Genomic DNA, 20,802 nt, shown 5'->3' with positions numbered 1-20,802 from the left:
TGTCACTGCTCGGCCGCGTGGCCGGCCTGCACCGCCAGCCCCTTGCGGCCCTGGCCACGTACCGGTGCCTGTGGCGCGGCCTGTGCCGCCGGGCGGCGCAGCAGGCGCAGCGCATAGGCCGCGAGCAGCACCGCGCCCACGGCGAAGACGATGTCGCCTGGCACCCGCATCCACACCAGCATCTCCATCACGTGGGAATGCACGATCTCGGCCGAGCGCGCGTACCACAGTCCTCGTGTGACGCTGGCCCAGGCCTGGTAGATGCCGGCGGGCAGCAGCGACAGGAACACCATCATCGCCAGGCCGATGTTGAGGCTCCAGAACGCGGGCCGGAGCAGCCGGTCGGCGTGCAGCTGGCGCTCGTACAGGCCGCGCAGGCAGAACAGCATCAGCCCGATGCCCAGCATGCCATAGACGCCGAAGAGGGCGGCGTGGCCATGTGCGGCTGTCATGTTGAGCCCCTGCACGTAGTAGAGCGAGGCGGGTGGATTGATCGCGAAGCCGAGCACGCCGGCGCCGATCGTGTTCCAGAAGCCGACGGCCACGAAGCACATGACAATCCACTTGTAGGCCGCGAGCCAGGGCATGGCCTGCGAGCGGCGGTAAGTCTGCAACGCTTCCAGGCCGATCAACGTGAGCGGCACCACTTCGAGCGCGGAGAAAACGGCGCCCACGGCGATCACCGATGTCGGCGTGCCGGTGAAGTAGAGGTGGTGCAGCGTGCCGAGGATGCCGCCGAACAGGAACACGATGGTCTCGGCGATGATGGCGCGGTTGGCGCTCTCGGTGCGCACCAGCCCCAGGCGCGTGAAGATCAGCGCGACGACGGCGGTGGCGAACACTTCGAAAAAGCCTTCCACCCACAGGTGCACCAGCCACCAGCGCCAGTACTCGATCATCGAGTAGTGGGTGTGCTGTCCCCAGGCCAGCGAGGTCGAATAGAAGCCGCCGATGCAAGTGGCCGACAGGAACACCATCGCGATCAGACCGCGCGATGCCGACGGCTTGACCAAGGCGGGCCACAGCGCGCGGCCCAGCAGGAAGACCCAGAACAGCAGGCCGACGAACAGCAGAACCTGCCAGAAGCGGCCCATGCTGGTGTATTCGAGGCCCTGGTTGCCCAGCCAGAAGCTGAAGTCGACGCCGCGATGCTGCAGCGTGCCGAGCCAGCCGGTCAGCGTGGAGCCGACCACGATGGCGATCAGCGCCCAGAACAGCACGTCCACCCCGAGCTTCTGCAGCCTGGGCTCGCGCCCCGACAGCAGCGGCGCGATGTACAGGCCCGTGGCCAGCCATGCGGTGGCGATCCAGAAGATGCCGATCTGCGTGTGCACCGTGCGGCTCACCGCGTAGGGGAGCAGCTCCGCCAGCGGCAGCCCGAAGAACGACTGCCCTTCGACCGCGTAGTGGGCCGTGATGACACCCATCGCAATCTGCAGCAGCATGAGCCCGATCACCGCGAAGAAGTACTTGCGCGTGGCCTTCATGGAAGGCGTCGCCACGGCGCCAAGGAGCGGGTCCGCCTTGGGCGGCTGGGCTTCGGGCTCGTGCTTGCGGCTGCCATGCAGCCACAGCATGGCCGCGATGGCTGCCAGCAGCAGGCAGATGCTGGCCATCGACCAGACGGCGGCCGAACTGGTCATGGTGTTGCCCACCAGCGGCTCGTGCGGCCAGTTGCTGGTGTAACTCAGGCCCGTTTCCCCGGGCCGGTTGGTGGCGGCGGCCCATGAGGTCCAGAAGAAGAAGGCGGTGAGTGCCTGGCGGTCGGCGTGCTCGGGCAGCGTGCCCGTCGTCATCGCGTACTGGTCGCGCAGGGTGGCGAGCGCGCTGTCGCCACCGAACAAGGCGTCGTAGTGTGCCGCCACCTCCCGGATTGCCTGCGCGCGGTCAGGGGAGACCGTGATCGTGCCGCTGATGTCGTCGTAGGTATTGCGCCGCACTTCGTCGAGCACGGTGGCCGCGAGCGCACCGCGGTCCGACGCGCCCAGCGAATCGAAGTCCTTGCGGTACGCTTGGGCATGGCGGTTGCGCAGTGCCATGGCCTCGCGGTGCAGCCAGTCGGCCGACCAGTCCGGCGCGACGTAGCTGCCGTGACCCCACACGGAGCCCAGCTGCTGGCCCCCGACCGAGAGCCAGACCTGCTGGCCGCGCCGGATCTGCTCGCCGGTGAAGATCGGCTGGCCGCCGGCGCTGGCGACCGCGTTCGGGATCGGCGGCGCGGTCAGGTAGATCTGCACGCCCAGGTAGCCGAGCGCACCGAACGACAGCACGAAGATGAAGGCGAGCCAGCGCCACAGCCGGTTGTTGTTTGTCATGACGGTTCCTTGATTCGTCGAGGGGGCGCCGTTCAGGCGCCGCCGCAGCCGCCGCGCGCATGCGCATCGAAGGCCGGCACCTTGGTAATGGCGACGCGCCAGGTCGAAGGACCCTGCTCGAGGTAGTTCCACGCGAACCGGTCAGGCCATTGCGACTGGAACTGCGCATACAGCGGCTGGGGGTCGTGGTCGTTCACCAGTTCGATGGTGCTGCCGACGTCCAGGGCCGCAAAGGTGGAGAAGATGTGCGCGTGACGAAAGCGCGGCTCGAGCCGGCGGACATCGATGACGGAAGAGAAGGAGGGCGCTGCAGATTTCATGGGTTTTTCCAGGCGGGAGCAGGTGGATTTGAAAGGTGTATTTCGAATGCACCTATGCTAGGAAAGCGCATGCGGCGTCCCTTGATCTGCATCAACAACGAGAGCGAAGGCAGCGGCGACGCTCGCGGCATGCCTTCTCCTTCTTCTGCCTCTTCCTCATCTCTTTTCGATCAGCTGTTGCTGGCCGCGGCGGCGCAGCCCGAACCCCAGCGCCTGCTGTTCGTGTTCGCCGAGGCCGAATTGCCCGGCGACGCGGATGCGGCGCAGCGGGCCCGCTTCGAGGCGGGGCAAGGCGGTGCGTTGACGCCCGTGGCATGCGTGGAGAAGAGCGTGCCGGAGCTCACCACCTTTGCCGCGCTGGTGGCCGAATCGCGCCGCGCCAGCCTGCCATGGCGGGTGATGTTCGCGGCCGGCCTGCCGGGCGCGAACGGCCGGCCGCCGTCGCCGGAACGCATCGACAGCGCGCTGCAGGCCATGGTCGAGAACGTGCGAAGCGGGGCCTTCGGCGGTTATCTCGCGCTCGACACCGAAGGCCGGCCGGTGCAGTTCGGCTGAAGCGCCCAAGCTACCTTCGAGCGCCGCGGTGTGCGGCCAGCAATCCCCGGATCAGGCGGTCCTTGTCCTTCCACTGGGCCTCAATCCACTTGCGGATGTGCTGGCGGCGCGCCTTGTCGCCCGACGGATCCCCACCCAGCAGATGCGGTGGAATGGCACGCTGGCGGACGTCGACGGTGACGGCGCCCATGCGGCCGCACAGCAGCGTCCAGAAGCTGGGCGTCCCCTCGGGATAGACGATGGTCACGTCGAGCATCGCCTCGAACTGCTCGCCCATGGTGGCCAGCGCCACGCCGAGGCCGCCCGAGCGGGGTTCGAGCAGATGGCGGTAGCTGCTGCTCTGCGCGGCATGCTTGGCCGCGGTGAAGCGCGTGCCCTCGACGAAATTGATGACGGCCGTTGGCACGCGCACCCAGATGAGCTCGCGCTTGAGAAAGAACTTGAGGAACGGAATGCGCCCGTGGAAGCTGCGCTGCAGCACCAGGATGTCGACCCAGCTCTGGTGGTTGCTCGACACCAGGTACCAGCCGCGCGGGTTCAGGCCCTCGATGCCCCGGATCTGCCATGGCACCGGGCACGCCCCTGCGATCCATGCGTTGTTGACGGCGACCCAGCCGCCGGCCAGCCGGTTCAGCACTCGGTCGCGCCCGGTGCGCACGCCGTCGGCCGGAACGAGCAGCTTGAGCAGCGCCGGCGGCGCCATCAGCGCGAACGCGAGTAGCGTGTTCGCGCCGAGCAGCAGCCTGTTGAACGCACCGCGCAGCAAAGACATCAGCCGCACAGTGCGAGGGAAGGTGCGCTGCCCAGTTCGCTGACGTAGCGGCCGAGCGTGGGCCGTGCGGGGCCGACCTTGCGGGCCGTCACCGAGCCCACGCTGATGAAGCACAGCGGCTCCTCGTGCCGGTCCAGCGCCAACAGGGCCCGCAGTTCGTCCGACTGCAGCGCCTTGCCGGTGGTCAGCGCCGAGCCGTAGCCCAGGGCGGTGGCGGCCAGCAGCATGTTCTGGATGGCGCAGCCGGCCGACAGGATGCGCTCGGTGGCCGGAATCTCCGCGTTGCCGGGGCCCAGCCGCGCGATTGCGAGCATCAGCAGCGGCGCACGGAAGGCCTTCTCGCGCGCCTGGTCCTGCTGTTCGGGAGTGGCGGCGGCGTCGCGCTGCAGCAGGGCCTGCACGAACACGTCGGCGAGCCGCCCGCGCTGCGGCGGCGGCACGACGACGAAGCGCCACGGCACCAGGCCGCCGTGGTCCGGGGCCGAGGCCGCGGCGCCGAGGATCTGTTCGAACTCGGCACGGTCGGGCCCCGGCGCGCCGAGCCGCTTGGGCAGCACCGTGCGGCGCGCTTGCAGGAGCGCGGCCAGTTGCCGCGCGCTCACGGGCGGCTCGGCCGCAGCGCCGGTGGCCGGGCTCACCCGCAGCTTCCGAGGTGCCCACACTGCGTGCAGTAGTCGCACCCGTCCTTGCGGATCATGGCGTGGGCCCCGCATTCGGGGCACTTGGCACCCGCCATCGTTGCCGCGGCGGCCATGGGGGGCCCCGAGGCGTCGAGCGCGACCGGTGCCGCAGGCGCCTGGCCGCTGCGGTGCGCGATCAGCTGCTGGATCGCATAGGCGATGGCGCCCGCTTCGGAGTCGTGCCACATGGGCACCTGGGTGCCGTCGGCCTTCAGGTGATGGCCCAGGCGTACCGGCCCGCGGTCCCACGCGACCTTGCGCATGTCAGCGAGCGCGCGTTCGAGAAAACCGCCGCGCGCGGCCAGCGACAGCAGCCGCATGCTCGCGGTGATCCATTGCTGGGATTCGCCGCTCTGGCCCACGGGCATGAAGAATTCCACGGCCCGCTCGCGGCCGTCGGCCAGCGGCAGGAACGACACCACGAGGTAGAGCGTCTGCCGCCCCTGCTGGGTCCAGTACTCGATCTTCTCGGCGACGGCGTCCAGCGCGCCTTTCGGGCGGCTCTCGATCATTGCGCGCATCGGGTCGGCCGCGGCGCCGTCGGCGGCGGGGCGGGGCTGCGGCTGCGCGGCCGGCGCCACCTCCAGCACGGACCCCAGGATGCTGTTGGGCCGATAGGTCGCCAGCCCCTTCAGGCGGGCGGTCCAGGCCTGCAGGTAGAGGCCCTTGAAGTCCTCGTAGGGATAGTCGGCGGGCACGTTCACCGTCTTCGAGATGGCGGTGTCGACGAAGGGCTGCACCGCTTCCATCATGGCCAGGTGGCCGGCCGCCGGCATCGACTGGGCCGAGACGAAGTACGCCGGCAGCCGTTCGGTGTCGCCGCCCAGGAAGCGGTACAGCCGCCAGGCGTGGTCCTCGACGTCGTACTCTGAGGTGCTGCCGTCGGCCTCGCGCTTCTTGCGCCGGTAGGTCCAGGAGAACGCCGGCTCGATGCCGTTGGAGGCGTTGTCGGCGAACGCCAGGCTCACAGTGCCCGTCGGCGCGATCGAGATCAGGTGGCTGTTGCGGATGCCGTGCATGCGGATCTGTTCCTGCAGCGCCTGGTCCAGGCGGCTGGCGAAAGTGCCGCGTGCCAGGTAGCGCTCCGCGTCGAACAGCGGGAAGGCGCCTTTCTCGCGCGCCAGCGCCACCGAGGCGGCGTAGGCGGCGTCCCGCAGGCAGCGCGCGATGCGCACGGCCATGGCCCGTCCCTCGGGCTGGTCGTAGCGCAGGCACAGCATGGCGAGCGTGTCGCCCAGGCCCGTGAAGCCCACCCCGATGCGGCGCTTGGCCATGGCTTCGGCGCGCTGCTGGGGCAGGGGCCAGAAGGTGAGGTCCAGCACGTTGTCCAGCGCCCGCACCTGGAGCGCCACCGATTCGCCGAAGCGCCCGAAATAGAAGTGCGCCGCACCGCCGATGCCGAAGGGATGGTCCACGAAGCGCGTCAGCACGATCGGCCCGAGGTCGCAGCATCCGTAGGGCGGCAGCGGCTGCTCGCCGCAGGGATTGGTCGCCTCGATGTGCTCGCAATAGCGTAGGTTGTTGTCGTTGTTGATGGTGTCGGTGAACAGGATCCCGGGCTCGGCGAAGTCGTAGGTGGAGCGCATCACCAGGTCCCACAGGTCCCGCGCCGGCAGGCTGCGGTAGACCCAGCTGCCATCGCTGGACTGGGCCGCGCCGCGCGCGATCAGTTCGGCGCCCGGCGTGGCGCTGTGCACCAGGGGCCATTCCTCGTCGTCTGCCAGGGCGCGCATGAAATTGTCGGTCACCGCCACCGACACATTGAAGTTGTTCCAGCGCCCGGGGGTGCGCTTGGCCGTGATGAAGTCCAGCACGTCAGGGTGGTCGATGCGCAGCACGCCCATCTGCGCGCCGCGGCGTGCGCCCGCGCTCTCCACCGTGGCGCAGGAGCGGTCGAACACGTCGATGTAGCTGCACGGTCCCGATGCGGTGGAGGCGGTGGTCCGCACCTGCGCGCCGCGCGGCCGGATGCGCGAGAAGTCGTAACCGACGCCGCCGCCGCGGCGCATCGTTTCGGTCGCTTCGCGCAGCGCCTCGTAGATGCCCGCGTAGCCGCCATCGTCCCGGCCCTGGATGCAGTCGCCCACCGGCTGCACGAAGCAGTTGATGAGCGTGGCTTCCAGGTCGGTGCCGGCGGCGCTCATGATGCGGCCGGCGCCGATCGCGCCGGCGCGCAGATTGGCCAGGAAGCGCGCCTCCCATTGGGCGCGCTGGTCTTCGGGCTCGACCGAAGCCAGCGCGCGGGCCACGCGCGCGAACAGGTCCTCGGCATCGGCTTCGCCGGGCTTGAGGTATTTCTCCCGCAGCACATCGCGGCTGATGGGCTGCACGGGAAGCGGTTCCATCCTGGCGTTTTCCTCGCGCTTCATGCTGCGGCCTCCCCGGTGGAGACGGCCGGGCGGATACCGCCGAGCAGCCATCGCAGCAGGTCGCGCACGGGGCGGATCTCGCTGCCGAACGGCAACGCCCCCGCGCCGCGGAAGAACAGGCCGCGGTCGAGGTGGCCTTCCAGGGCGTGCCCCAGTGTCTTGTCGATGCAGAACTGGCCCCAGCTGGCGTTGCCGTCGCGCAGGCCGCAGTGCGCCAGGCAGTCGAAGCGCATGGTGCAGCTGTCCTTCTTGTGCGCCTTGTGCTGCAGCCGCGGCTCCAGCCGCAGGTACTTATCGAGCCACGGCGTGCGCACCGCGCGCGCTGGCAGGCCCGCCGTGCTGACGAACTCGACGATGTCGGCGGGCTTGGCGTCGGCCAGCACCTGCTTGAAGGCCGGGTGCGCATCGCATTCGGTGGTCACCGCGAACGCGGTGCCGAGCTGCACCGCCGCTGCGCCGATGCCCTGCAGGCGCCGGATGTCTTCCAGGCTGCCGATGCCGCCGGCCGCGATGAGGGGAATGCGGCCCTCGATGCCGGCCGTCTTGAAGAATTCGAGCACCTGCGGAATGGCGACGTCGAAGTCGAAGCGCGGGTCCTGCAGGTCGGCGACCTTGGCCGCGCCCAGGTGGCCGCCGGCCAGCCGCGGATGCTCGATCACGATGGCGTCGGGCAGGCGCCCCTTCTTCTCCCACTTTCGTACCACCAACTGCACGCCGCGCGCATCCGAGAGGATGGGGATCAGCGCCACCTCGGGATGGTCGCGCGCGAGTTCGGGCAGGTCCAGCGGGAGGCCCGCGCCCACCACCAGCGCGTCGATGCCGCAGGCCATGGCATGGCGCAGGTAGGCTTCGTAGGCGGTCAGCGCCTTCATCACGTTCACGGCCAGGAGGCCACGCCCGCCGGAGAGTTCGCGGGCGCGCGCGATCTCGCGGCCCAGCGCTTCCAGGTTGGCGGCATCGATGCGCTGCCCGGCGTCGGGCTCGGCATTCAGGTGGGCCGTGCGGGCCATCAGGTCGGGATGTAGCCGGCGCAGGTCGACGGCCGAGATCGTGCCCATGCCGCCCAGCCCGGCGACCGTGCCGGCGAGCCCGCCGGCCGACACGCCGACCCCCATGCCGCCCTGGATGACGGGCAGGAGTTCCACGCCCTTGAGGCGCCAGTTGTGCAGGCCCGAAGCGCGCGAAAGCGCTTCCAGGGCGATTGCTTTCTCGTCAGGGGATCGATCCATCATGTTCCACATAAGGTTGATAAGGGCCGGTACCGGCGTTGGAGGCGAGCGAGGCCGGCAGGAAGTCGCCCGTCTGTGCATCGAACACATGGACTTCGCCTTCCTCGATCACGTAGTGCCAGCCATGCAGCGTGAGCGCGTTGCGCTCGACGCGGCAGCGCACCATCGGGTAGGCCATCAGGCGTTCGAGCTGCAGCACCACCGCGCGCTGCTCGCTGCGCCGCAGCGCGGCAGCACTGGGACGCACCGGCAGCAGCGCCTCGTCGGCCAGCCGCAGCCATGACCGGAGCGCCACCGCTTCTTCGGCCACGCCTTCGTAGGCCGCGCGGATCGCGCCGCAGTGGCTGTGGCCGCACACGACGATGCGCTCCACCTTCAGCTCGAGCAGGGCGAATTCGATCGCGGCCACCGTGCCATGCAGCCCGTGCATTCCGTCGCAGGGCGGCACGAACGCGCCGACGTTGCGAATGATGAAAAGCTCGCCGGGGCCGGGGCCGGTGCCGGTCAGCAGGTAGGGCATGAGCCGCGAGTCCGAGCAGCCGATGAAAAGCGTCTTCGGATGCTGGCCTTCGGCGACCAGATTCTGGAAGCGCTGCTGGTGCCGCGGGAAATAGTCGGATCGGAACCTGCGCAGGCGCACGAGCAGGTCGTCCGGTTCCTGCGCGGTCATTGCACCAGCGGGGAATCGGCCCCTTCCAGCACGAGGCCGCTCACGTCGGCGCGTCCGGCCAGCAGCTGCATGTACTGGTGCAGGGCCTTGGCGCGCGACTGCTGGGCGAGCTGCACCGCGATGCGCGGCTTCACTTCTTCGAAGGATTGCCGGCGGCCCGCATCGCGCGCGAGCACGTCGACGATGTGGAAGCCGTAGCGGCTGTGGACCAGGCGCGGATGCAGGCCCAGCGCGTCGAGCCGTTCGGTGTTGTGGAACAGCTCGGCCGTGAGTTCGTCGGCACAATCGTCGGGGCCGATCCAGCCGAGGTCGCCGCCCTCGGCGCCGCTCGGGCAGTTCGACAGGGTCCGGGCGAGTTCGCCGAAGCGGCCGGGCGCGGCATCCCTGTGGCGCAGTTCGAGCAGCGCCTGCTCGGCGCGCGCCGCCAGCGCCGCGACGTTGATGCCGTCGGTCACGGCAAACAGGATGTGGCGTGCGTGGACCCGGCGGCCGATGGCGAAGTGCGCGCTTCGCGCCGTGTGGTAGCGGCGGCATTCGTCCTCGCTGGGCGCGGGCACCTCGATCTCGTCGTCGAGCATCTGCTGGATCACGGCCTGTTCAGCCGCGCCCAGGCGGGGCGCCATGCGCGCTTGCGAAGGTGGCAGCAGGCGGCGCGCGACGGCCTCCTGGCGCAGCAGTTCGGCCCAGGCCAGCTCGCGCAGGCTGTATTCGTCCGGGCGTTCGCCGGGCCGGTGCAGGGCAATGCCGTTGATCGCTGCGCATGGGGCTTCGACGGCCGGCTTGCCCGCTGCCGCCTCGATGACCACCGCGTTCGAAGCCGGCACCGCGGTTTCATGGCACTGGCAGGCACCGCCGCCGCATCCACCGGCGCTCACCGGCCCACCCCACTCGTCTTGGCGATGGCGCCCGCCGGCATCGCCTTTGGCGGCGCATGAGGCACGGTGCCCGGCACACCGGCCGAAGCCTGCCTGCCGGACGCCAGCGCGCGGCGGCTGCGCACCACCTGGTAGGGGCGCAACACGTACCCCACCGTGGCGAAGCCGCTCCACACATGCACCAGCCGCGTGAACGGAAAGATCAGGAAGATCGACATGCCGAGGAACATGTGCGCCTTGAACACCCAGCTCGCACCGTCCAGCAGTTCCACCGCGCTGCTGCGGAAGGTGACGATGCGCTGCGCCCATTCGGCCAGCCGCATCATCATGCCGCCGTCCAGGTGCTGGGCTGACAGCGGGATGGTCGCCAGGCCGAGCGCCAGCTGCAGCCACAGCAGGACCAGCAGCACGATGTCGCTGGTCTTGGAGTTGACGCGGATGCGCTCGTCGCCGAGCCGGCGGTGCAGCAGGATCGTGACGCCGGCGAAGCCCAGCAGGCCGGCGATGCCGCCCGAGACCATGGCCACCAGCTGCTTGCTGCCGGCAGCGATGAAGGGCTCGTAGAGGAAGTGCGGCGTCAGCATGCCGGCGCTGTGGCCGAAGAACAGGAACAGCACGCCCACGTGGAACAGATTGCTGCCCCAGCGCAGCTGGCCGGCGCGCAGCAGCTGCGAGGAGTCGCTCTTCCAAGTGTACTGGTCGCGATCGAACCGTATCAGGCTGCCGATGAAGAACACGCTCAGGCAGATGTACGGGTAGATGCCGAAGAGGAAATTGTCGAGGGCATTCATACGGGGGCTCCACCGGCGGCGGGCGTTGCCGCCTTGCGAACGATGTGGATAGGCTGCGCATCGCCGGGCCGCGCCTGGCCCTTCGTGCTGCAGCCCTCGAAGACGATGGGCTCGGCCCAGCTCTCGTCGATCGGCCGGTCGTCGGCCACCGCCACCGCTTCGGCCTCGTGGCCGGCCAGCTCGATGACCGCCGCCAGCACGCTGGCGTAGGCGCTCTCGCGCTTGCGCAGCGCGCTGAAGATGGACGCCAGGATGTGGGCCATCTCGCCGAGGAAGGCGCGCGCCACCTCCGGCGGCTGCGTCGAGGCGAACTCGAGAACTACGCACAGGTGGTCGGGCACTTCGTGCGGGCCGAGCAGCAGCCCGCATTGCTCGTAGGTCTGGGTCAGGTCGATCATCGCCGGGCCGCGCTCGCGCGAGTCGCCGTGCACATGCTCAAAGAGGTGCAGCGAGGTGCTGCGGCCGCGGTCGAACAGTTCCACGAACTGCGTCTCGGCGTCGATCGGGTCCATCGAGGCCAAGGCGCGGGCCAGTGCCCGCAGCTCCCGGCGGCGCGCCGGTGACAGCGCCGCCTCGGCGTCCATCGCATCGGCCAGCTGGGGCATCAGGGCGCGCGCCTGCGCATCGGGATAGCCGAGCAGCAGGGCCAGTGCGCGAAGGGTGTGGCGTGGGGTATTCATCGTGGCGATCCGGCGTCAAACCTTGGCATGGATGGGAATCGTGCGGCGCTTGGCGGCGCCGAACAGGCTGGCCTCGGAGCTGCCGTCGGAGCAGCCGTTGCCGAACGAGAAGCCGCAGCCGCCCTTCATGTCGAAAGTGTTCTCGGCGTACTCGCGGTGCGTCGAGGGGATGACGAAGCGGTCCTCGTAGTTGGCGATGGCCATCACCTGGTACATCTCTTCCACCTGCGCGGCGCTCAGGCCGACCTGCGCCAGCACGGCCGGGTCTGCGACGTTGTCGACGTGCTTGCCGCGCTGGTAGGTGCGCATGGCCAGCATGCGCTCGAGCGCGCGGATCACCGGCTCGGTGGCGCCCGCGGTCAGCAGGTTGGCCAGGTACTGCACCGGGATGCGCATCTGCGTGACGTCGGGGATCGCGCCCTTGGCACCGACATGGCCGGCATTGGCGGCCGCCGTGATCGGCGACAGCGGCGGCACATACCAGACCATCGGCAGCGTGCGGTACTCGGGGTGCAGCGGCAGCGCCACCTTCCACTCCATCGCCATCTTGTAGACCGGGCTGTTCCTGGCGCCTTCGAGCCAGGCCTCGGGGATGCCGTCGCGCCGGGCCTGCGCGATCACCTGCGGATCGTGCGGGTCGAGGAAGATGCCGAGCTGGGCCTCGTAGAGATCCTTCTCGTCCGGCACGCTGGCCGCTTCCTGGATGCGGTCGGCGTCGTAGAGCACCACGCCGAGGTAGCGGATGCGCCCGACGCAGGTCTCCGAGCAGACGGTGGGCTGGCCGGCCTCGATGCGCGGGTAGCAGAAGATGCACTTCTCGGCCTTGCCGCTTTGCCAGTTGTAGTAGATCTTCTTGTAGGGGCAGCCCGAGACGCACATGCGCCAGCCGCGGCACTTGTCCTGGTCGATCAGCACGATACCGTCTTCCTCGCGCTTGTAGATCGAGCCCGAGGGGCAGGAGGCCACGCACGCCGGGTTCAGGCAGTGCTCGCACAGCCTGGGCAGGTACATCATGAAGGTGTTCTCGAACTGGCCGACCATCTCCTTCTGCACCGCTTCGAAGCCGTCGAGGTTGGCGTCCTTGCTGCGCTTGGCGAACTCGCCGCCGAGGATTTCTTCCCAGTTCGGGCCCCACTCGATCTTCTCCATGCGCTTGCCGGTGATCAGGCTGCGCGGGCGCGCCGTCGGTGGCGCCTTGGTCGTGGGCGCGGACTGCAGATGTTCGTAGTCGAAGGTGAAGGGCTCGTAGTAGTCGTCGATCTGCGGCAGGTTGGGGTTGGCGAAGATGCGCATGAGCAGGCTCCACTTGCCGCCCTGGCGCGGCTCGATCGAGCCGTCGGGCTTGCGCACCCAGCCTCCCTGCCACTTGCCCTGGTTCTCCCATTCCTTGGGGTAGCCGATGCCGGGCTTGGTCTCGACGTTGTTGAACCAGGCGTACTCGACGCCGGGCCGGCTGGTCCAGACGTTCTTGCAGGTGACCGAGCAGGTGTGGCAGCCAATGCATTTGTCCAGGTTCAGGACCATGCCGATTTGCGCGCGTATTTTCATCGTGGGTTCCTCCTCGTTCAGGCCGCCGCCGCGGTGGCCGCGACGGGCGCGTCGAGCCAGTCGACCTTGTTCATCTTGCGCACCACCACGAACTCGTCGCGGTTGGTGCCGATGGTTCCGTAGTAGTTGAAGCCGTAGCTGAACTGCGCGTAGCCGCCGATCATGTGCGTGGGCTTCAGCACGATGCGAGTCACCGAGTTGTGGATGCCGCCGCGCGTGCCGGTGATCTCGGAGCCCGGCGTGTTGATGATCTTCTCCTGCGCGTGGTACATCATCACCATGCCCGGATTGACGCGCTGGCTCACCACCGCGCGCGCCGCGATGGCGCCGTTGATGTTGAACAGCTCGACCCAGTCGTTGTCGGCGATGCCGGCGCTCTTCGCGTCGTCCTCCGACAGCCACACCACCGGCCCGCCGCGGTTCAGCGTGAGCATCAGCAGGTTGTCGGTGTACGTCGAGTGGATGCCCCACTTCTGGTGCGGCGTGATGAAGTTGAGCTGGATCTCCTTGTGGCCGTTGCTGCGGATGTTGTGGATGTCCCGGGTGGTCTTCAGGTCGACCGGCGGGCGGTAGGCCGCCAGGCCTTCGCCGAAGGCGCGCATCCACGGATGGTCCAGGTAGAACTGCTGGCGCCCGGTCAACGTACGCCATGGGATCAGTTCGTGCACGTTGGTGTAGCCGGCGTTGTAGGAGACCTTCTCGCTCTCGATGCCGCTCCAGGTGGGCGAGGAGATGATCTTGCGCGGCTGCGCCTGGATGTCGCGAAAGCGGATCTTCTCGTCCTCGCGGTAGACCGCCAGGTGCGTGTGGTCGCGCCCGGTCTGCTTGCCCAGCGCCTCCCACGCCTTCACGGCCACATGGCCGTTGGTTTCGGGCGCTAGCTGCAGCACGACCTCGCAGGCGTCGATGTCGGTGTCGATGCTCGGCATGCCCTGCGTGGCGCCGGGCTCGGCGACGCGGCCGTTGAGCTGGCCGAGTTCGTCCACCTCGGCTTCCGTGTTCCAGCCGATCCCCTTGCCGCCGTTGCCGATCTTCTTGAGCAGCGGGCCCAGGGCGGTGAAACGCTTGTAGAGGTTCGGGTAGTCGCGCTCCACGACCGCGATCTGCGGCGCGGTCTTCCCGGGGATGAGATCGCACTCGCCGCGCTTCCAGTCGGCCACGCCGAAGGGCTGGGCCAGCTCGGCGGGGGAATCGTGCATCAGCGGCGTGAGCACCACTTCCTTCTCCACGCCCAGATGGCCAGGGCACAGCGCGCTGAAGGTGCGCGCAAAGCCCTTGTAGATCTCCCAGTCGCTGCGCGCCTGCCAGGCCGGGTCGACCGCGGTCGACAGCGGATGGATGAAGGGGTGCATGTCGCTGGTGTTGAGGTCGTTCTTCTCGTACCAGGTGGCAGTCGGCAGCACGATGTCCGAGTAGAGGCAGGTGGTGCTCATGCGGAAGTCGAGCGTCACCAGCAGGTCGAGCTTGCCCTCGGGCGCCTTGTCGTGCCAGACCACTTCGGCCGGCTTGGCGTCGTCGGGCCCGAGGTCCTTGCCCTGCACGCCGTGCGTGGTGCCCAGCAGGTGCTTGAGAAAGTATTCGTGACCCTTGCCGGAAGAGCCCAGGATGTTGGAGCGCCAGACGAACATGTTGCGCGGCCAGTTCGACGAGTGGTCGGGGTCCTCGCAGCTCATGCGCAGTGTGCCGTCCTTCAGCGCCTTGGCCGTGTAGGCCGCGCCGTCGAGGCCGGCGGCCTGCGCGTCGCGCGCCACCTGCAGCGGGTTGGTCTGCAGCTGCGGCGCCGAAGGCAGCCAGCCCATGCGCTCGGCGCGCACGTTGTAGTCGATCATCGTGCCCGCGAAGGCGGTCTTGTCGGCCAGCGGGGACAGCACTTCCTCCATGCCGAGCTTCTCGTAGCGCCACTGGTCGGTGTGCGCGTAGAAGAAGCTGGTCGAGTTCATCTGCCGCGGCGGACGGATCCAGTCGAGCGCGAAGGCGAGCGGAGTCCAGCCGGTCTGCGGGCGCAGCTTTTCCTGGCCCACGTAATGGGCCCAGCCGCCGCCGCTCTGGCCGATGCAGCCGCACATCATCAGGATGTTGATGACGCCGCGATAGTTCATGTCGCTGTGGTACCAGTGGTTCATGGCCGCGCCGATGATCACCATCGACTTGCCGTGCGTCTTCTCGGCGTTGGCCGCGAACTCGCGCGCCACGGTGATCACCTGGTCGCGCGGCACGCCGGTGATCTTCTCCTGCCAGGCCGGCGTGTAGGGCGTGTCGTCGTCGTAGCTGGCGGCCGCCATCTCGCCCGCGAGGCCGCGCGCCACGCCGTAGTTGGCGGCCTGCAGGTCGAACACCGTGGCGACCAGCGCGCTCTGGCCTTCGGAACCGAGCGCGATGTGCTGGACCGGGACCGTGCGCACCAGCACGTCGCTTTGCGCGTTGTTCGGAAAGTGCTCGCTTTCGATGCCGCCGAAGTAAGGGAATCCGATTCGTGCCGTCTGGATTTCCTTGGTTGCATCGTCGAGCAGCGAAAGCGTGAGCTTCACCGCGCCGCCGTGCTCCGCTTCCTTGGCTTCGAGGTTCCATTGCCCGGCATCGGCACGGCCGTCCGCGCCCCAGCGAAAGCCGATGGCGCCCTGCGGCACCACCACGCGGCCGTCCTCGGCCAGCGCGACGGTCTTCCATTCGGGGTTGTTCGGCTGTCCGAGCCGGTCGTCGAAGTCCGAGGCCCGCACGTAGCGGTCGGGCACCATCACCTGTTCGCCCGAGGGCAGGGTGTGTTCCTTCAGCATGACCAGCATCGGCAGGTCGGTGTAGCGCCGCGCGTAGTCGTCGAAGTACGCGGTGCGCCTGTCGAAGTAGAACTCCTTGAGGATCACGTGGCCCATGGCCATGGCGACCGCGGCATCGGTGCCCTGTTTCGGATGCATCCACAGGTCCGACAGCTTGGCGACCTCGGCGTAGTCGGGCGTGATCGCGACCGTCTTGGCGCCCTTGTAGCGGACCTCGGTGAAGAAGTGCGCGTCCGGCGTGCGCGTCTGCGGCACGTTGGAACCCCAGGCGATGATGTAGCTGGAGTTGTACCAGTCGGCCGACTCCGGCACGTCGGTCTGCTCGCCCCACACCTGCGGGCTGGCCGGCGGCAGGTCGCAGTACCAGTCGTAGAAGCTCATGCACACGCCACCGATCAGGCTCAGGTAGCGGCTGCCCGCGGCGTAGCTCACCATCGACATCGCGGGAATCGGCGAGAAGCCGATGATGCGGTCGGGGCCATGGCGGCGGATGGTGTGGATGTTGCTGGCCGCGACGATCTCGTTGACCTCGTCCCAGCCCGAGCGGGCGAAGCCGCCGAGGCCGCGCACGCTCTGGTAGCTGCGGCGCGTGGCCTCGTCCTGCACGATGGAGGCCCAGGCCTCGACCGGCCCGAGCGCCTTGCGCGCTTCGCGCCACGCCTTGAGCAGTGCGCCGCGCACCATCGGGTACTTCACGCGGTTGGCGCTGTAGAGGTACCAGCTGTAGCTCGCGCCGCGTGCGCAGCCGCGCGGCTCGTGGTTGGGCATGTCCCAGCGGGTGCGCGGGTAGTCGGTCTGCTGGGTTTCCCAGGTAACGATGCCGCCCTTGACATAGATTTTCCATGAGCAGGAGCCTGTGCAGTTCACGCCGTGCGTGCTGCGCACGATCTTGTCGTGCGCCCAGCGCGCGCGGTAGGCGTCTTCCCAGGTGCGGTCTTCGCCGGTGACCTGGCCGTGGCCGTCGGCAAAGGATTCGCGCGGTTGCGCGAAGTAGGTCAGGCGGTCGAGAAAGTGGCTCATCGTGTGTCTTTCGTCTGGATTCGATTGGCTGGCTCAGGGGTTTTTCACGTAGGCGCCGCGGCGCAGGTAGAACCACCAGTTCAGAACGAGGCACAGCGCGTAGAACACCGCAAAGCCGTACATCGCGTACTGGGGCGTGCCGGCCTTGATCTGGGCGCCGATGACAACGGGTGCGATGAAGGCGCCGTAGGCGGCGATGGCGGAGGTCCAGCCCAGCACTGGGCCGGCCTTGGCGCGGTCGAAGATCACGCCGATGGTGCGGAAGGTGGAGCCGTTGCCGATGCCGCTGGCCGCGAACAGCAGCACGAACAGCAGCATGAAGGGCAGGAAATACTGTTCCGGCTGCGGCGAGCCGTAGGCCAGCAGCATCACGTAGCCCACGGCGGCCGAGGCGATCACCATCACCACCGAGATCGCCTGCGTGACGATCGAGCCGCCTACCTTGTCCGAAATCCAGCCGCCCACCGGGCGGATCAGTGCGCCGACGAAGGGCCCGATCCAGGCATAGGTGAAAGCCGAGGGCGCGTTCGGGTTCTTCAACGTGTGCTGCAGCACGCCGGCGGCGTCGGGCACGTGGCTGATGCCGAAGATCACTGCGATCGACAGCGGCAGCGCCATCGAGAAGCCGATGAACGAGCCGAAGGTCACGATGTACAGCGCCGTCATCGACCAGGTGTGCTTGTCGCGGAAGATCTCGAACTGCTTGGCGATGTTTTCCTTCATGGTGCCGAACGCGGTCAGCTTCATGGTGAACAGCGTGGCCACGATGATCAGCGGCATGGCCACCCACATGTTGAGCAGGCCCAGGCCCGTGGGCGCCGGCAGGTACAGGTACAGCCCGGCGATCGCCGGGGCGAACGACAGCGTGTAGAGCCAGATGATCTTCAGGAAGGCCGGGATCGTGCCGCCGGTATCGGGCGAGACGGTGTTCAGGTTGTTCATGCCGAACCAGCACAGGATCGACAGCGGCACCAGCGACAGCACCCAGGCGAAACCCGCGTTCTGGATCCAGGTGGGCGTGCCGGCGGTGATCTTGCCCAGGATCCAGCCGCTGTCCTTGAGCAGCGTCATGGGCTCGCCGCCGATGTTGCCGAAAAGGCCCACGGTCATGACCAGCGGGATGACGATCTGCATGGTCGTGACCCCGAAGTTGCCGATGCCCGCGTTCAGACCCAGCGCGGTGCCCTGCAGACGCTTTGGAAAGAAGGTGCTGATGTTGGACATCGAGCTGGCGAAGTTGCCGCCCCCCACGCCCGACCACAGCGCCATGAGCTGGAACACCCACAGCGGCCACTCCTTGTGCTGCAGCGCGATGCCGGTGCCGATGGCCGGCGCCAGCAGCATCGCCGTGGTCAGGAAGATGGTGTTGCGCCCGCCCGCCAGCCGGATCAGGAAGGAGGCCGGGATGCGCATGGTGGCGCCGGCCAGGCCCGCGATGGCGGTGAGCGTGAACAGTTCGGCCTGGGCGAAGGGAAAGCCCAGGTTGTTCATCTGCACGGTGATGATGCCCCACATGCCCCAGACGGCGAAGGCGCACAGCAGGGCAGGGACCGACAACCACAGGTTGCGCCATGCCACGTGCCGGCCGGTGCTTTCCCAGAACCGCTCGTCCTCGGGGCGCCAGTCGGCGATGTCGGCGCGGCCGCCGGTCGCCCCCGGGGGAACGGCGATGGTGCTGGTGCTCATGATTTTGTTTCCAGGTTGAGATTCGAGGTCCGCGCGCGCAGGCCGCCCATGACCTGGGTGGCGCGCACTTCGGTCCAGTACATCCAGATCAGCGAGACCCAGACCACGCCGTACATCAGCATGAAGGCGCTGGACCGGATGCCGGTGAGGTCCATCAGCGCACCGAACATGACGGGCAGCACGAATCCGCCCAAGCCGCCGGCGAGTCCGACGATGCCGCTGATGGCGCCGATGTTCCTGGGGTAGTCGTCGCTGATGTACTTGAAGACGCTGGCCTTGCCGAAGGCCATGGCGATGCCGAGCACGAACATCAGCGCGGTGAAGCTGTAGACGTTCAGCCCGATGTGGAAGGTGCGCGGTCCGTTCACCGTGAGCAGCGTGAGATCGGTCTGCGGGTAGCTCAGCAGGAACAGGCAGATCCAGCACACCCACATCACCCACCAGGTGACGCTGTGCGCGCCGTACCTGTCGGACAGCCAGCCGCCGACGGCCCGCAGCACGCCGCCCGGCAGGGAGAAGCAGGCGGCCAGCAGCGCGGCGACGCGGATGTCCAGTCCGTATTCGCCGACGTAGTACTGCACCATCCACAGCGAGATCGCGACGTAGCCGCCGAAGACGATGCTGTAGTACTGGCAGTAGCGCAGCACCCGCGGGTCCTTGAGCGTCCTGAGCTGGTCGGCGAAGCTGGCGCTGTGGCTCACCAAATGGCGGGGGTCACTGGCGCTCAGCGTCCAGAACAGCAGCGCAGCGCCGAGCATGATCGCCGCGTAGACCTGCGGCACCACGGCCCAGCCGAAGGCCACGACGATGGCCGGCGCCACGAACTTGTTGACGGCGGCACCCGAGTTACCGGCGCCATAGATACCCATCGCGAGGCCCTGTCGGTTGCGCGGAAACCAGCGCGCCACGTAGGGCGTGCCGACCGAGAAGGAGCCGCCCGCGAGTCCGACGAACATGCCCAGCACGATGAAGTGCCAGTACTGCGTGGCATAGGACATCAGCCAGATGGCCGGCACGGTGGCGGCCATGAGCAGCGTCATGACGATGCGCCCGCCGAAGCGGTCGGTCCAGATGCCGAGCGGCACGCGCACCAGCGAACCCGTGAGCACCGGCATCGCGGTCAGCAGGCCGAACTCGGTCGCGTTGAGGCTGAGCGCCTTGCGGATCGGGATGCCGATCACGCCGAACATCATCCACACCATGAAGCAGACCGTGAACGCCAGCGTGCTCACCGCCAGCACGCGCCAGGCCTTGGCGGGCATGGCCTGGTGCACCGATGACGGCGAAAGATCTTGACTGGTTGCGGTTGCGCGCTGCTGCACGATGGGTCTCCTGAAGGGCTGCCCGAGCTTAGAAGCGGGCTTTCCCGCCTCCTTGATTCACATCAAGCGGCGCGCAGCCTGCGCAACCTTGTCCTGGCGCAAAGCCTGCATGCCCGCGCAAAGAGACACTGGGCTATGGATCAAGACCCGTGCCTCCGGGCCGAACGTCGATACCCGGTGCTGGACGACGCGCAGGGATTCGCAACGGCCCTCTTGTTGGTCGGCCTCGGGCTGGCCATACTCCGCAGCGCCCGTCTGCTGACGGGTGGCATCCCCGGCCTGGCCTTTGTGCTGAACTATGCGTCGGGTTGGTCCCTGGGTTGGACACTGCTCATCGTGAACCTGCCTTTCATCGTGCTAGGCTGGCATGCATTCGGGGCGCAATTCACCTGGAAGACGCTCCTCCTCGTCGCCGGGTTGTCGTTCAGCGTCGAGGGCATAGGGAGGGCCATCGGCGTGCAGCCGGCACACCCGATGTTCGCGGCGATCGCCGGTGGCTTGCTGATCGGCGTCGGTCTGCTCGTCCTGTTCCGCCATGGTGGCAGCCTGGGTGGGTTTGGCGTGCTGGCGCTATACCTGCAGCGCCGCTACGGGTGGGGCGCAGGAGCCGTGCAGATGGTCTGCGATGGCACCATCGTCGCCTCGGCCTTCGCGCTTGTGGAGCCGAGCCGGGCCGGATACTCGATCGTCTCGGCGGTGATGGTGAATCTGGTCCTGATGTGGAACCACCGGTCTGGCGCGCGATCGTAGAGCGAGATCGAGGAACCGCCAGCCGGCCCTCCATAGCCTTGTGACTTGGCTCTATCCTCAGAGGAGATCGCACGGCAGTCTTGGATCGATCCGACGTACTTTCGCTTGGCCTACCTTTCATGGACTGAGCACGCGAACGACTCGTCAAGCGCCTGGCGCGATTTGCTCGAGTGCGTGGCCGAGTACTTTGCGTGCGATGAAATTTGGATGCGGGCGTTCGGCTTCGCTTCGCGCTAGGACCACGCAGCCCTGCACCGCGTGATGTTCGAGGTGATGCGCGAAGGCGCGGTGCATGCCGCTTATGGGCAGCTTTCGCAGGTGTGGGAAATGGCCCCCCAGCTACCAAAAGAAGTAGCACGGTATGGCGACACCATCTGGATGTGGCTCACGGCCTGCTTGGAGGTTTACTTCTGTTCGCCGAAGAATCAGATGGCAAGACAGACTTT

The 20,802-nt window shown here is 68.0% G+C and carries 16 protein-coding genes; 2 read left to right on the top strand and 14 right to left on the bottom strand.

Annotation, left to right across the window (positions count from 1 at the left end; genetic code table 11):
- Nucleotides 1-2: 2 nt before the first annotated feature.
- Together ACAM57_RS34620 and ACAM57_RS34615 are read right to left on the bottom strand one after the other, a co-directional pair.
- Nucleotides 3-2,315 (bottom strand): nitric-oxide reductase large subunit, encoded by a 2,313-nt coding sequence (locus tag ACAM57_RS34620; protein WP_369662700.1) that lies wholly within the window; start codon nt 2,313-2,315, stop codon nt 3-5.
- A 32-nt stretch (nt 2,316-2,347) separates the two neighbouring features.
- Entirely contained in the window at nt 2,348-2,635 is a 288-nt protein-coding gene (locus ACAM57_RS34615; protein WP_369662699.1) for a DUF2249 domain-containing protein, read from the bottom strand.
- A gap of 129 nt (nt 2,636-2,764) precedes the next feature.
- Here ACAM57_RS34615 and ACAM57_RS34610 point away from each other — a divergent pair, with 129 nt between their 5' ends.
- On the top strand, nt 2,765-3,190 hold the full coding sequence (locus tag ACAM57_RS34610) for a ribonucleotide reductase subunit alpha (protein ID WP_369662917.1): 426 nt from the start codon (nt 2,765-2,767) through the stop codon (nt 3,188-3,190).
- Between the two features lie 10 nt (nt 3,191-3,200).
- On the opposite strand, the gene ACAM57_RS34605 is transcribed toward ACAM57_RS34610, so the two are convergent.
- From ACAM57_RS34605 to ACAM57_RS34550, 12 genes are read right to left on the bottom strand one after another with little or no spacing between them, the layout of a single operon-like run.
- A complete protein-coding gene (locus ACAM57_RS34605; protein WP_369662698.1) occupies nt 3,201-3,962 on the bottom strand; it encodes a 1-acyl-sn-glycerol-3-phosphate acyltransferase in 762 nt (253 codons plus the stop codon).
- Complete coding sequence (locus ACAM57_RS34600; RefSeq protein WP_369662697.1) at nt 3,962-4,600, bottom strand: nitroreductase; 639 nt, start codon at nt 4,598-4,600, stop codon at nt 3,962-3,964. The genes ACAM57_RS34605 and ACAM57_RS34600 overlap by 1 nt, the downstream gene beginning before the upstream one ends.
- Nucleotides 4,597-7,011, bottom strand: coding sequence for an adenosylcobalamin-dependent ribonucleoside-diphosphate reductase (locus ACAM57_RS34595; protein ID WP_369662696.1), 2,415 nt, complete (start codon nt 7,009-7,011; stop codon nt 4,597-4,599). The genes ACAM57_RS34600 and ACAM57_RS34595 overlap by 4 nt, the downstream gene beginning before the upstream one ends.
- The gene (locus ACAM57_RS34590; RefSeq protein WP_369662695.1) at nt 7,008-8,240 is read right to left on the bottom strand and encodes an NAD(P)H-dependent flavin oxidoreductase; all 1,233 of its coding nucleotides are present in this window, start codon (nt 8,238-8,240) and stop codon (nt 7,008-7,010) included. The genes ACAM57_RS34595 and ACAM57_RS34590 overlap by 4 nt, the downstream gene beginning before the upstream one ends.
- Complete coding sequence (locus ACAM57_RS34585; protein ID WP_369662694.1) at nt 8,224-8,910, bottom strand: carbonic anhydrase; 687 nt, start codon at nt 8,908-8,910, stop codon at nt 8,224-8,226. The genes ACAM57_RS34590 and ACAM57_RS34585 overlap by 17 nt, the downstream gene beginning before the upstream one ends.
- Entirely contained in the window at nt 8,907-9,785 is an 879-nt protein-coding gene (locus tag ACAM57_RS34580; protein WP_369662693.1) for a peptidylprolyl isomerase, read from the bottom strand. The genes ACAM57_RS34585 and ACAM57_RS34580 overlap by 4 nt, the downstream gene beginning before the upstream one ends.
- Entirely contained in the window at nt 9,782-10,576 is a 795-nt protein-coding gene (gene narI / locus ACAM57_RS34575; protein WP_369662692.1) for a respiratory nitrate reductase subunit gamma, read from the bottom strand. The genes ACAM57_RS34580 and narI overlap by 4 nt, the downstream gene beginning before the upstream one ends.
- Nucleotides 10,573-11,256 carry a nitrate reductase molybdenum cofactor assembly chaperone gene (narJ, locus tag ACAM57_RS34570; RefSeq protein ID WP_369662691.1) on the bottom strand — a complete coding sequence of 228 codons (684 nt, stop codon included), beginning with the start codon at nt 11,254-11,256 and terminating at the stop codon, nt 10,573-10,575. Before narJ ends, narI begins: the two co-directional genes overlap by 4 nt.
- 15 nt (nt 11,257-11,271) lie before the next feature.
- Nucleotides 11,272-12,804 carry a nitrate reductase subunit beta gene (gene narH / locus ACAM57_RS34565; protein ID WP_056591404.1) on the bottom strand — a complete coding sequence of 511 codons (1,533 nt, stop codon included), beginning with the start codon at nt 12,802-12,804 and terminating at the stop codon, nt 11,272-11,274.
- 17 nt (nt 12,805-12,821) lie between these two features.
- Nucleotides 12,822-16,598 carry a nitrate reductase subunit alpha gene (locus tag ACAM57_RS34560; protein WP_369662690.1) on the bottom strand — a complete coding sequence of 1,259 codons (3,777 nt, stop codon included), beginning with the start codon at nt 16,596-16,598 and terminating at the stop codon, nt 12,822-12,824.
- Between the two features lie 33 nt (nt 16,599-16,631).
- Nucleotides 16,632-18,284, bottom strand: a complete 1,653-nt coding sequence (locus ACAM57_RS34555) for an MFS transporter (RefSeq protein WP_369662689.1) — start codon at nt 18,282-18,284, stop codon at nt 16,632-16,634.
- Nucleotides 18,281-19,546, bottom strand: coding sequence for a nitrate/nitrite transporter (locus ACAM57_RS34550; RefSeq protein WP_369662916.1), 1,266 nt, complete (start codon nt 19,544-19,546; stop codon nt 18,281-18,283). Before ACAM57_RS34550 ends, ACAM57_RS34555 begins: the two co-directional genes overlap by 4 nt.
- 195 nt (nt 19,547-19,741) lie before the next feature.
- Between ACAM57_RS34550 and ACAM57_RS34545 the strand changes: the two genes are divergently transcribed.
- Nucleotides 19,742-20,356, top strand: coding sequence for a YitT family protein (locus ACAM57_RS34545; RefSeq protein ID WP_369662688.1), 615 nt, complete (start codon nt 19,742-19,744; stop codon nt 20,354-20,356).
- Nucleotides 20,357-20,802 lie beyond the last annotated feature (446 nt).

This window comes from Variovorax sp. V15, assembly GCF_041154425.1.
GTDB lineage: Bacteria > Pseudomonadota > Gammaproteobacteria > Burkholderiales > Burkholderiaceae_C > Variovorax > Variovorax guangxiensis.
The sequence above is the reverse complement of the archived record's forward strand: the minus strand, read 5'-3'. Positions and strand labels throughout refer to the sequence as shown.